At 53.7% G+C, this 12233-nt stretch carries 13 protein-coding genes; 2 read left to right on the forward strand and 11 right to left on the reverse strand.

The genetic code is table 11. The features are described from left to right. The 11 genes from phnE (A918_RS0106510) to phnG all read right to left on the reverse strand — a co-directional run. Positions 1-1348, reverse strand: a 1348-nt coding sequence (phnE, locus tag A918_RS0106510; RefSeq protein WP_022710279.1) for a phosphonate ABC transporter, permease protein PhnE, incomplete at its 3' end; no start/stop codon positions are given. 3 nt (positions 1349-1351) lie between these two features. Beyond that, positions 1352-2317 carry a phosphonate ABC transporter, permease protein PhnE gene (phnE, locus tag A918_RS0106515; RefSeq protein WP_022710280.1) on the reverse strand — a complete coding sequence of 322 codons (966 nt, stop codon included), beginning with the start codon at positions 2315-2317 and terminating at the stop codon, positions 1352-1354. 172 nt (positions 2318-2489) lie between these two features. Next, a complete protein-coding gene (phnD, locus tag A918_RS0106520) occupies positions 2490-3407 on the reverse strand; it encodes a phosphonate ABC transporter substrate-binding protein (protein ID WP_022710281.1) in 918 nt (305 codons plus the stop codon). Between the two features lie 96 nt (positions 3408-3503). Continuing rightward, positions 3504-4358, reverse strand: a complete 855-nt coding sequence (phnC, locus tag A918_RS0106525) for a phosphonate ABC transporter ATP-binding protein (RefSeq protein ID WP_022710282.1) — start codon at positions 4356-4358, stop codon at positions 3504-3506. A gap of 162 nt (positions 4359-4520) precedes the next feature. Then, positions 4521-5135, reverse strand: a complete 615-nt coding sequence (locus A918_RS0106530; protein ID WP_022710283.1) for a DapH/DapD/GlmU-related protein — start codon at positions 5133-5135, stop codon at positions 4521-4523. After that, positions 5132-5851: a phosphonate C-P lyase system protein PhnL gene (gene phnL / locus A918_RS0106535; protein WP_022710284.1), complete on the reverse strand. Its 720-nt coding sequence runs from the start codon at positions 5849-5851 to the stop codon at positions 5132-5134. The genes A918_RS0106530 and phnL overlap by 4 nt, the downstream gene beginning before the upstream one ends. A gap of 2 nt (positions 5852-5853) precedes the next feature. Next, the gene (gene phnK / locus A918_RS0106540) at positions 5854-6642 is read right to left on the reverse strand and encodes a phosphonate C-P lyase system protein PhnK (RefSeq protein ID WP_022710285.1); all 789 of its coding nucleotides are present in this window, start codon (positions 6640-6642) and stop codon (positions 5854-5856) included. Then, entirely contained in the window at positions 6639-7520 is an 882-nt protein-coding gene (locus A918_RS0106545; protein WP_022710286.1) for an alpha-D-ribose 1-methylphosphonate 5-phosphate C-P-lyase PhnJ, read from the reverse strand. Before A918_RS0106545 ends, phnK begins: the two co-directional genes overlap by 4 nt. Then, positions 7517-8641, reverse strand: a complete 1125-nt coding sequence (locus A918_RS0106550) for a carbon-phosphorus lyase complex subunit PhnI (RefSeq protein ID WP_022710287.1) — start codon at positions 8639-8641, stop codon at positions 7517-7519. The genes A918_RS0106545 and A918_RS0106550 overlap by 4 nt, the downstream gene beginning before the upstream one ends. A gap of 3 nt (positions 8642-8644) precedes the next feature. Continuing rightward, positions 8645-9286, reverse strand: coding sequence for a phosphonate C-P lyase system protein PhnH (phnH, locus tag A918_RS19680; RefSeq protein ID WP_022710288.1), 642 nt, complete (start codon positions 9284-9286; stop codon positions 8645-8647). After that, positions 9286-9774: a phosphonate C-P lyase system protein PhnG gene (gene phnG / locus A918_RS0106560; protein ID WP_022710289.1), complete on the reverse strand. Its 489-nt coding sequence runs from the start codon at positions 9772-9774 to the stop codon at positions 9286-9288. Before phnG ends, phnH begins: the two co-directional genes overlap by 1 nt. 111 nt (positions 9775-9885) lie before the next feature. Here phnG and phnF point away from each other — a divergent pair, with 111 nt between their 5' ends. Together phnF and xylB are read left to right on the forward strand one after the other, a co-directional pair. Continuing rightward, the gene (gene phnF, locus A918_RS0106565; RefSeq protein ID WP_022710290.1) at positions 9886-10644 is read left to right on the forward strand and encodes a phosphonate metabolism transcriptional regulator PhnF; all 759 of its coding nucleotides are present in this window, start codon (positions 9886-9888) and stop codon (positions 10642-10644) included. Positions 10645-10716: 72 nt separating this feature from the next. Continuing rightward, positions 10717-12168 (forward strand): xylulokinase, encoded by a 1452-nt coding sequence (gene xylB / locus A918_RS0106570; protein ID WP_022710291.1) that lies wholly within the window; start codon positions 10717-10719, stop codon positions 12166-12168. The last annotated feature ends 65 nt before the right edge of the window (positions 12169-12233 follow it).

A 12233-nucleotide genomic window follows, 5' to 3' on the forward strand; every position in this document is an offset into this window, starting at 1 on the left:
GATCACCGGTCAAACGTGAGCGCAGCGCATTGGAAATGGCATCAAATACAAACACCACGATCAGAATGAGGATCACCATATAGGCAACATTTGCCCAATTGGAATTGGTGCGCATGGCTTCCCAAAGTTTCAGACCGATACCGCCGGCACCAACAGCACCGATAATCGTTGCCGAACGGGTATTGGACTCCCAGAAATACAGCATCTGACTGAGGAAGACCGGCATCACCTGCGGAATAACACCGTAGCGCTGCACATTTGCCGGTGATGCACCAACCGATTTCACACCTTCACGCTGTTTATCATCGATATTTTCCAGCGTTTCTGAATAGAGTTTACCCAGCGTACCGGTATCGGTGAAGAAGATCGCCGAAATACCAGCCAGCGGCCCCGGTCCGAAAGCACGGGTGAAAAACAATGCCCAGATAAACATATCGACGGAGCGCAGGAAGTCGAACAGGCGCTTGGTAATCTGATTGGCGAAGAAGTTCGGCGTAATATTACGCGCGGCGATGAAGGCCAGCGGCAGCGCGAGCATACCGGCAAACAGCGTACCGACAAAAGCCATGACAATCGTCTGCAACATCTTGATCCAGACATCGCCATGCTGCCATTCAGCATTATTCCAGATATTGTCAAAAGCCAGCGACAGATTGGACATTTCCGGTTTGATACGCTCACCGGAGACGATCAGCGAGGCAACCTCACCAGCTGATTTGCCCCAGAATGGCGAATTGGTATCGAATACAAAGTTCGGCCAGCCGAAGAAACGGCGATTAACGGTGATACGCTCCGGCATGATACGGGCTTCACCGGAGAAACCGAAATCCACCTGCACTTCATCATTTTTTAGCAATGCCCATGACGGCAGCGGCTTATCATCAACAGGTCGGGCAGCATCAGCATCAATACGCACATTCAGCACTTCGCCGCCATGCTCCACGACAACAGTATTGCCACTGAGATGCAGCGCTTCCGAACTACCAAAAATCACACTGGTACGGCCATTGAGCTGTTCGATCCATTCCGGATCAGGATTTTTACCCAGTACCGAGAAACGCGGATAGGTTACTTTTGCCTCATCACCATTCAAACCAGTGTTTAGGCGAATAGTCGGGCGCACTTCATAGGAATACCACTGACGGGCAGTAATTCCGGCACGATCCCACTGGCCTTCCGACAGCACTGTGCCAATGGCAAAAAACCACCAGCTATAGGCCATATAGAGCACAATGCCCAAACCCATCAGCGGCAATGTATAGCGCTTGGAAAACGGGCGGCGAAAGACCTGCGGATAGCGGTTTTCGTAATCAGCAATCTGAGCGGCGTTTAAAGTCAAAGCTGTCATTTTTTACGCTCCGAACTGAAAGGCCTGAGCGCCGACAAGACGGCCGCGCAGCCATGCAGAGGTCTGATCCACCGCAATGATTGTAACGAGCAGCAGAAACACAATCGCCAGTGTTTTTGCCTGATGGCCATGGCCGATCGACAGGCGCAATGCCTCACCGATACCACCGCCGCCAACCGCACCGATAATGGTGGATGCACGGACATTGATCTCGAAACGCAGGAAGGCGTAGGACATGAAATTTGGCATGACTTGCGGCACAATGCCGAAGCCGACGCGCTCAAACCAGTTGGCACCGACTGCACGCAGACCTTCTTCCGCCTTCATATCGGCATTCTCAACCACTTCGAAAAACAGCTTACCCAGCGCGCCGATCGTATGGATACCAACCGCGAAAATCGCAGGAATTGGCCCCAGCGAGAGAATGGCGGCAAAGAAACCGGCAATCACAATTTCAGGAAAAGCACGCAGAATTTCCATGTAGCGGCGCACAAAGAAACGCAGCGCACGGCTGGTTGTCAGGTTTTTAGCCGCAAGGAAGCACAGTATGAAACCAAAGAAAAAGCCGATCAAAGTTGCCATCATGGCAATATTGAGCGTCTCCAGCATCTTGTAGAAATATTCAGGAATATAAAAACTGCTGCCGAACAGATAGACGCGGCCTGCCTCATAATCATATTTCTGGCTACCGTCGAAATAAGGTGACGGCAGATCAAACAAGGCCCGCCAGACTTCCCAGCCGTCACGCGGCGCCATATCACCGACGAAGTCGAAGAAATGCGGCAGACGCTCCCAGAATTTACCGGCATTGCTTTCATTGGCGAACCACAAAGATGCGGAAAGCGCCAGAAACAAACCACCGATAATCAGCAGCGTATAGGTACGACGTCGGGAGGACAGCTCCCGCCAGTGCTGCTCGACCAAAGCGGCTTCACCGGACAGGGATGGCTTAGAAACAGTATGGGTCATCGGGCCCGCCTAGAGCATTTCGCAGTCAAATGACTTCATTTGACGCCCGCGATAATGCGACAAAACAAAGAGTTAGAGCGAGCGCAGTGAATAGAGACCAAACGCAACACGCTCTAAAAAGGATACAAAAATGCGGCCAGCATCATTCTTTGACACTGGCCGCAACTTAATCTTACTGACCGATCTGCGACTTACGTGCGTCGATAACCGGCTGGTAGAAATCTTTGTTCACTTCGATATAGGACTTGAAATCGCCGCCCATTGTGGAAGCAAAACACTCAGGATCGGTCTTTGGCAAATCCATCATGTAGGTTTTGAACTTGGCTTTCAGATCAGCGTCAATCGCTGTGCGGATAACAATCGGGCCGTTCGGGATCAGCGGGGATTTCCAGACTTCTGTGAAGTCTTTCATATCGATCAGGCCTTTGTCGACCATCTTGCGCAGGTTACCGGATGTGTAACCTTCATCGAAGCTGCCAACGCCGGAACCGAAAGTTGTACCCGCATCAAACTTGCCGTCTTTTACAGCCAGAACCAGATTTTCATGGCCGCCGCCGAAACCGGTTTCGCTGAAATAATCTTTAACCGTCGCGCCATCGAGATCTTTTGGTAGCGAAGTTACCGGAATGAGGTAGCCGGAAGTTGAATCCGGATCAGCAAAACCAAGCTTCTTGCCTTTCATATCGGCAACAGTCTTGATGCCGCTGTCTTTGCGGGCAACCATGATCGAATAATAACCGGTCGAACCGTCTGTCTGTTCTGTGGTCAGGATCGGCTCAACAGCATCTTCTTTGGTCAGATAGATTTTGGCATAGCCGGAAGCGCCAAGCTCTGCATAATCCAGTGTGCCGCCGAGCAGACCCTGAATAACGCCGTCATAGTCGGCAGCAGGAAACAGTTTAACTTCCTTAACACCGATTGCCTTTGGCAGCTGGTCAATAATGCACTGGTAATTGCGCAGACGGTCAGCTTCGTTTTCGCCGCCGATAATACCAACGCGGAACACTTCAGGCTTATCTGCCTGCGCTGCGGTTGCGGTTGCCACTGCGGACAGCGCAACGGCGCCGAGCAAAAGCTTCTTGAAGGTCATGAACCATTCTCCTGTTAAACAATGATCGTTTTTGGTTGAAGCAGTTTCAGGAAAAGTGGATGCCGGTTTTCCGTCCGAAACTGCTCAGATGAAGTGTTACTGTGCGTCTGCAACGAGCTTTGCGACCTGTCGTGCCACTTGCGGGCTGACCGGTGCTTCCGGTGCAGGCTGTTCCAGAGCTGTGGATGTCACCGCTTCCGAGAAGCTTTCATCATCAGCTTCGGCACCATAAATGCGGCGGGCTGCGGCCTGTGTCAGATCAGCAGGCGTTCCGTCGAATACAACGCGTCCGCCCTGCATACCGATAATCCGGTCGCAATAGGTGCGTGCTGTATCCAGCGTATGAAGATTAGTGATAACTGTCAGGCCTTCGCGCTGATTAATATCGCGCAGGGCGCTCATCACCACCTGCGCATTGCGCGGGTCCAGCGAGGCAATCGGCTCATCGGCGAGGATAACTTTCGGGCTCTGCATCAGCGCACGGGCAATCGCCACGCGCTGCTGCTGACCACCGGACAATGTTCCGGCTGGCTGCAAGGCGGTTTTGACAATGTCCAAACGCTCAATATTGGCGATGGCCTGCGCACGTTCCTCGCGGGAAAAAATGCCCATCAGACTTTTCACAGTAGAACGCTGATTAAGACGGCCAAGCAGCACATTGGTCAGCACATCAAGACGTGGCACCAGATTGAACTGCTGGAAAATCATTGCGCAATCACTGCGCCAGCGGCGCAGCTCAGAACCGCGCAGACGCGACACGTCCTGATCTTTGAAAACAATCGAACCGTCAGACGTATCAATCAGACGATTAATCATTCGCAACAAAGTGGATTTACCGGCACCGGATGCGCCAATGATCCCCACCATCTGGCCCTGCGGAATTTCCAGATTAACATCTGCAACCGCAGTATTGCCGCCAAAACGACGGGTTACATTTTCAAGCTTCAGCATCAGCGCCCTCTATCAATTTCCCTGCGAAATTAGGCGCGTGATATGAAATGAAAATGTAAGTTAGATTACACTTCCATGAAAGTTCTGAATCAGATTTTTGACAAAAAAGCCGCCGGAAATTCCGGCGGCTCTGTTCTGCTATTGGATTCAGCAGCTTGGCTATCAGCCGCCGTGCTTTTCAAGAAAAGCTTCAATTTCAAGCTTGCGGAAATCATCCAGTGCATCACGCAGGCGCTGATGATCCCAGTCCCACCATGCGAGCGCTTCCAGACGCTCAACAATCGCATCGGAAAAACGCTGACGAATGAGTTTGGCAGGCACGCCGCCAACAATCGTATAAGGCGCCACATCTTTGGAAACGACCGCACCGGAACCGATGACCGCACCATTGCCGATTTTAACACCAGGCAGAACGGTCACGCCATGTCCCAGCCATGTATCATGACCAATGGTCACTTCATGAGCGCGACGCCATTCAAAGAAGTCCGCTTCCTGCTCGGCATCCGGCCAGTAATCATTGGCGCGATAGGTGAAGTGATGCAGCGTTGCGCGCCACATCGGGTGATTGGTGGCATTGATACGCACCGAGGCTGCAATATTCGCAAACTTACCGATCTTGGCGCACCAGACCATGCCATCGCGCTCAATATAGGAATAGTCACCCATTTCCGTTTCAGAAATACGACAACGGGTACCAATTTCCGTATAGCGACCGAATGTGCTGTCGGAAATTTCCGTATCCGGATGGATAAACGGCTGTTCTGACAATCTGGTCATGCATCTGCTCCCTGACGCACATAACCCGGAGCAAACTCGGTCACGTCGATGATACGGTCAGCCACGGCTTCACGCACATCTTCATCATGGAAAATGCCGAGCATCGCCACGCCTTCTGTTTTTTTGCGACGGATCAATTCCATAACAACTTCACGGTTTTTGGCATCAAGCGAGGCAGTTGGTTCATCAAGCAACAACACCGGATGGTCGGTGATGAACCCACGGGCAATATTCACACGCTGCTGCTCACCACCGGAGAACGTAGCTGGCGGCAGATCCCACAGACGCGGCGGCAGGTTGAGCATGGCCAGCAATTCACGCGCTTTATCCTGCGCCTGCTCGCGATCAACACCACGGGCAAACAACGGATCGGCCACCACATTCAGTGCGCTGACACGCGGCACAGTGCGCAGAAACTGGCTGACATAACCAATCGTATCGCGGCGTACAGCCATAACCGTGCGCGGATCAGCCGAGGCAATATCAATCTGCTTGCCGTGATGGCGCAGAATGATCTGGCCTTCGTCCACGGCGTAATTGCCATAGACCATTTTCAGGATAGAGCTTTTACCGGCACCGGACGGGCCGCCAAGCACAGCACATTCACCGGCTTTCAGTGCAAAGAAAACATTATTCACCACCGGCAATTTAATGCCGCCCTGCAAATGCATGGTGAAGCTCTTTGCCACTTCCGAAACAATAAGGGGCATAGTCATGATTAAACCTGCAAAATCGAGGAAACGAGCAGCTGCGTATAAGGCGCCTGCGGATCATCCAGCACGCGGTCGGTCAGACCGGCTTCGATAATATGACCGTCTTTCATCACCATCATGCGGTGCGACAACAGACGCGCCACAGCCAGATCGTGGGTCACAACAATCGCAGCCAGACCAAGATCGGCCACCAGACCGCGCAACAGATCGAGCAAACGTGCCTGCACGGATACGTCCAGACCACCGGTCGGCTCATCCATGAAAATCAGACGCGGTGCAGTCACCAGATTGCGGGCGATCTGCAAACGCTGACGCATACCCCCGGAGAATGCACGCGGCTGGTCATCAATACGGTCGGCAGAGATTTCCACACGACCAAGCCAGTCGGTCGCAGTTTCACGGATTTTACCATAATGGCGGTCACCGACAGCCATCAGACGCTCGCCGACATTGGCGCCGGCCGAAACAGTCATACGCAAACCATCAGAAGGGTTCTGGTGAACAAAGCCCCAATCGGTGCGCATCAGAAAACGACGCTCAGCTTCACTCATCCGGTACAGATCACGGAACTGGCCGTCACGCATCCGGTATTCCACAGCGCCGACAGAAGGCTGCAAGCGTGTGGCAAGACAGTTAAGCAGTGTCGTCTTACCGGAGCCGCTCTCGCCAACGATGGCCAGCACTTCACCCGGATACAGCTCAAAGGACACATTGCTGCAACCAAGGCGATTGCCATAGAATTTCGACAGTCCGTTTACACGCAGCAAAGGCGTATCATGATTTATATCGCTCATTGGGCTGCCTCCAGACTTGCAGCAGAGAGATGGCCAACGTGACCATCGGCCTGTCGGGTTTCGCAATAATCAGTGTCGGAGCAGACAAACATGCTGCCGCCCTTGTCATCCAGCACCACTTCGTCAAGATAGACGCCCTTGGCACCGCACATGGCGCAAGGCTGAGCAAATTTCTGCACCTCAAACGGATGATCTTCGAAATCGAGGCTCACCACTTTGGTATAAGGCGGCAGAGCGTAAATACGTTTCTCACGTCCTGCACCAAACAGCTGCAAAGCCGGTGACATATGCATTTTTGGATTGTCGAATTTCGGCGTCGGTGAAGGATCCATCACATAACGGTCTTCGACTTTCACCGGATAGGCATAGGTCGTGGCGATATGGCCGTGGCGGGCAATATCCTCATAGAGTTTGACATGCATCAGGCCGTATTCTTCCAGCGCATGCATTTTGCGGGTCTCTGTCTCGCGTGGCTCCAAAAAGCGCAGCGGCTCAGGGATCGGCACCTGATAGACAAGGATCTGGCCTTCTTTGAGCGGTGCTTCCGGAATACGGTGACGGGTCTGGATGATGGTTGCATCTTCCGTGCGGGTCGTCACTTTCACTTGCGCGGTCTTTTCGAAGAATGCACGGATCGACACGGCATTGGTGGTATCATCCGCGCCCTGATCGATCACTTTCAGCGTATCGTCAGCGCCCAAAACCGCAGCGGTCACCTGCACACCACCGGTACCCCAGCCATAAGGCATCGGCATTTCGCGGCTAGCAAAAGGCACCTGATAACCCGGCACCGCAATGGCTTTAAGCAATGCGCGGCGGATCATCCGCTTGGTCTGCTCATCAAGATAAGCAAAATTATACTGCATCAGAACGCTCATTCTGCGGCTTCCTTCTGTGCTTCTTTCTGGGCATCATTGGCAGCATTGTGGCTGGCATATTCGGCACGCATACGGCGGATCAGATCAAGCTCAGCCTGAAAATCCACATAATGCGGCAGTTTGAGATGCTCGACAAAACCGGTCGACTGCACATTGTCGGAGTGGGAAATCACAAATTCCTCATCCTGTGCCGGCGCGGTAATATCTTCTTCAAATTCTGCGGTACGCAGCGCACGGTCACAGAGCGACATCGACATAGCCTTGCGTTCGCTCTGACCGAAAACCAGACCATAACCACGGGTGAATTGCGGCGGACGGGTTGCGGAACCGGCAAACTGGTTGACCATCTGACATTCGGTGACCTGTATGCTGCCCAGCGATACCAGACCGCCGAGTTCCGGCACATCCAGCTCAACCTCAACTTCACCGATGCGGATTTCACCGACAAACGGATGCGTGCGGCCATAACCGCGCTGTGTGGAATAGCCCAGCGCCAGCAGGAAACCCTCGTCACCGCGTGCCAAAGCCTGCAAACGCAGATCGCGTTCCATCGGGAATGTCCACGGTTCGCGGGTCAGATCACCCGGAACATGGCCTTCCGGCATTTCACCATCCGGCTCAATCATGCCATTGGCACCGAGAATATCAGTCACGCGCGGCATAGCTTCATTAACAACTTCATCATCACGCTGCACACCTTGTGCCACCGGATGATCACCGGCCATTTCAGGATCCAGCAGGCGGTGGGTGTAATCGAAGGTCGGCCCCAGAAGCTGGCCGCCCGGCAGATCTTTAAAGGTTGCAGAAATGCGGCGCTCTGCCAGCATCTGCGCTGTGTCCAGCGGCTCGGAATAACCGAAGCGCGGTAAAGTTGTGCGATAGGCACGCACCAGAAAAATCGCCTCGATCAGATCACCGCGCGATTGGCGGATTGCCAGCGCTGCCAGTTCACGGTCATAAAGCGCACCCTCGGCCATAGCACGATCAACGGCCAGACCCAGCTGCTCCACGATCTGCTCCAGCTGCAAAGCCGGAACTGAGCGGTCACCACGGCGGCGGTCACCCAGCAACTGATGTGCATTCTGAATAGCGGCTTCACCGCCTTTAACTGCAACATACATGGTTCAATTTCCGCCATTTTTGAGTGATGAGCTGCGAAGCAGCGTCGGTACGAGTTTGGTACTGCGCGGCAGTGCGGCAACAGTTTTTGGCGCTGCAAAAACCAGATCCACACCACGCGGGAACAAGGCCGTATTGGCCGCCCATTGTTCATTGAAACGTACCGGTAAAGCACTTGGTGCAAATTCACGGACATGCTCAATGCCAGGCCCCTGAAGCTGCAAAGTCTGCGCACCTGCAAAGCCCTCGATCGCCATAACGATAGTGGCTGAGCGATCCGGATATTCTGATGTGCCTTTGGCAAAAATATCCAGCGGCGGCATGTGGGCAACGTCACTGACCAGCGCGAAATGCGCTTCACCAACTTCAGACACCAGCTCCAGACCAGTCTGGAATGCGAGCCATTCACGCACAGCGCTGCTTGCAGCCAAATGACTGTCGAGCCAAACCTTGGTATCATGGTCGAACAATGCCTGCGCAATGGCACCGAGTTCCGGTGTCAGCGGCAATGGCGGCTGCGTTTCTGCTGTCAACGGCTGGATGGTGCCCGGATTGGCCAGCGCATCCATCAATGCGCGGAAACAGGTCTGCGCATCATAAACGGCGTTAGTGAAACCACCTTCAAAAGCCTGATTATCAAAAGCCATTAGTCGTCTCCCCGAACCATGGTGAAGAAGTCCACTTTCGTTGCCGCGGCTTCACGGCGACGCTGTGTGCTACGAACATCAAGACGCTGCGCAATTTTCTGCAACAGATCACGCTCAACAGCCTCACGGCTCTGCGGCGCCTGCCACAAAGCATCGGCAATCGCTGCCAGACGCGCTTTTTCATGATCGCGTCCCAGCGCATAGGAGTGACCAACCAGCCCTTCCGAGGAAGTACCGGACGACACACGCACAGTCGCACGGGTCACTGTCGTTTCGCCCAGATTGAACGGTGCTCCGCCACCGCCGATACGGCCGCGCACCATCACCAGTCCGGTTTCAGGGCCGCGCAGCACATCAACCTGTGGCTGTTCTGCCTGATTACTCCAGAAGGAAGCCAGCTCCTTCAATTCCGCCTTTGCCAGCAAAGCGGCAACCTTGCGCCGTTCGCCTTGCAGCTTTTCGGGTAAATTCTCGGTTTCATTCTTCATTTGACACATCGCTCTAAATTGTCTATTTATCTATACAACTAGACATTAATTATTGTCTTAAACGCTCTTAGTGACAAGCGCATGACAATCAGCGGGGCTGCGGCAAATTAAATGGCAGAGACAACAAAAATCGCCCGAAACAGCGGTGTGGCCGTCTGGCGACAGATTGCCGATGAAATTCGCAGGGAAATTAAACACGGACATTTCAAGCGCGGCGAGAAACTGCCGCCGGAAATGACACTGGCCGCTCGTTTCGGTGTCAACCGCCATACGGTGCGCAGTGCGATTGCGGCTTTGACACAGGAAGGCGTGTTACGGGCAGAGCAAGGGCGTGGCACATTTATCGCCAATGCCAAACGCCTGACCTATCCCATCAGCAAGCGCACGCGCATGTCAACCAGTCTGGCCGAACAGATCACACAGCAGGAGCGGATCATCCTGTCGCACAGGATTGAAAAGCCCTCCGCCGAAGTCGCCCATGCTTTGCAACTCAGTGATGAGAATGTGCAGGTGCATTATTTTGAAACCCTGTCCATTGCTGATGGTCAGCCGGTTTCCATGTCCGATAGCTGGTTCGACCAACAGCGTTTTCCGCAATTTGATGAATTTTACAAGGCCAGCGGCTCAGTCACAAAAGCACTGAAGCAATCGGGCGTTGAGGATTATTTCCGCAAATCCACACTGATTTCCGCACAGCACGCCAACGGACAGGATCTGCTGCACCTGAAGCTCACACCGGGGGCGATTGTGCTCACCGCACAGTCGGTCAATGTCGATACCAATGGCGTGCCGGTGGAATATTCAGCAACACGCTTTGCGGCTGATCGCATGGAATTTTCTATTGAAAGCATGTCGCTCAATGAAGAATAAAAACTATTGCCTGCATTAAGTTTCTGTCGTTAGCTGCGGCCTGTTCATAATTCCAGCCACAGGATCAGCAGCATGGCATTTTATCTCGGTCTTGACCTCGGCACGTCCGGCCTCAAAGCACTGCTGATTGATGAAGAGCAGAAAATTATCGCTTCTGCCCATGCAGAGCTCCATGTCTCCCGCCCGCATCAAAGCTGGTCAGAACAACAGCCGCAAGACTGGATAAAAGCCGCAGAAGCAGCAATCACCCGGCTAAAAGCGGAACATGGCACTGCGCTTTCGAATGTGCGTGGTATCGGCCTTTCCGGTCAGATGCATGGCGCGGTTCTGCTGGATGAGCAGGATCAAGTGTTGCGCCCCGCCATTCTCTGGAATGATACACGCAGCCATGCCCAAGCTGCGCAACTAGATACTGATCCGCAATTCCGCGCCTTGACCGGCAATATTGTCTTTCCGGGTTTTACCGCGCCTAAATTGCTTTGGGTGAAGGACAATGAACCGGAGATTTTCGCCCGCATTAAAAAGATCCTGCTGCCGAAAGATTATCTGCGTCTGTGGCTGACCGGCGAACATGTCAGCGAAATGTCCGATGCCTCCGGCACATCATGGCTGGATGTGGCACAACGCAAATGGTCAACTGACCTGCTGGCAGCAACAGAACTTGATGAAAGCCAGATGCCGCGCCTTGTCGAAGGCACAGACATTTCCGGCACATTGCGCGCAGAGCTGTACCAGCAATGGGGCATGGCACCAAATGTAGCAGTTGCTGGTGGTGCCGGAGATAATGCGGCCTCCGCCTGTGGTATCGGCACAGTGAAAGCCGGACAGGCCTTTGCCTCGCTCGGCACATCCGGTGTGTTATTTGCCGCCAATGACAGTTTTCTGCCGCGTCCTGATAGTGCCGTTCATGCCTTCTGCCATGCTCTGCCGCAGACATGGCACCAGATGGGCGTTATCCTCTCCGCAACCGATGCCCTGAACTGGTACAGCACCATCACCGGCCATGAAGCTGCAGCGCTGACGCAAGAGCTCGGCGATGATTTGCAGGCTCCATCAGGAGTGACCTTCCTGCCTTATCTTTCCGGCGAGCGCACCCCGCATAATGACAGCCTGATCCGCGGTAGTTTCACAGGGCTAAGCCATAGCGACAATCGTGTGGCACTCACTCAAGCCGTGCTTGAAGGCGTGGCTTTCGCCTTCCGCGACAATCTGGAAGCTCTGGCAAAAGCCGGTACACAGCTTGAAAGTGTCATGGCTATCGGCGGCGGCTCACGCTCGGTCTATTGGCTGAAAGCACTGGCAACCGCACTGAATATGCCGGTTCACTTGCCTGCCGACGGTGATTTCGGCGCGGCTTTCGGGGCTGCACGTCTTGGATTGATTGTGGCGGAAAAGGCCGATGCTCTGGCTATTTGCACCAGCCCGCAGATTATCAAAACCATTGAGCCGGATCAAAAACTTCATGCGGCTTATGAGGCAGCCTATCAGCGCTACACGGCGCTTTATCAGGCATTAAAGCCGTAAAGCCTCAAAAGCCAGTTTCGGCACGGCATCAACCAGATGCCGTGTCGGCTCGGGCAGCGGGGTTT

Origin of the sequence: Pseudochrobactrum sp. AO18b (genome assembly GCF_000409565.1) — a bacterium.
GTDB classification, from domain to species: domain Bacteria; phylum Pseudomonadota; class Alphaproteobacteria; order Rhizobiales; family Rhizobiaceae; genus Pseudochrobactrum; species Pseudochrobactrum saccharolyticum.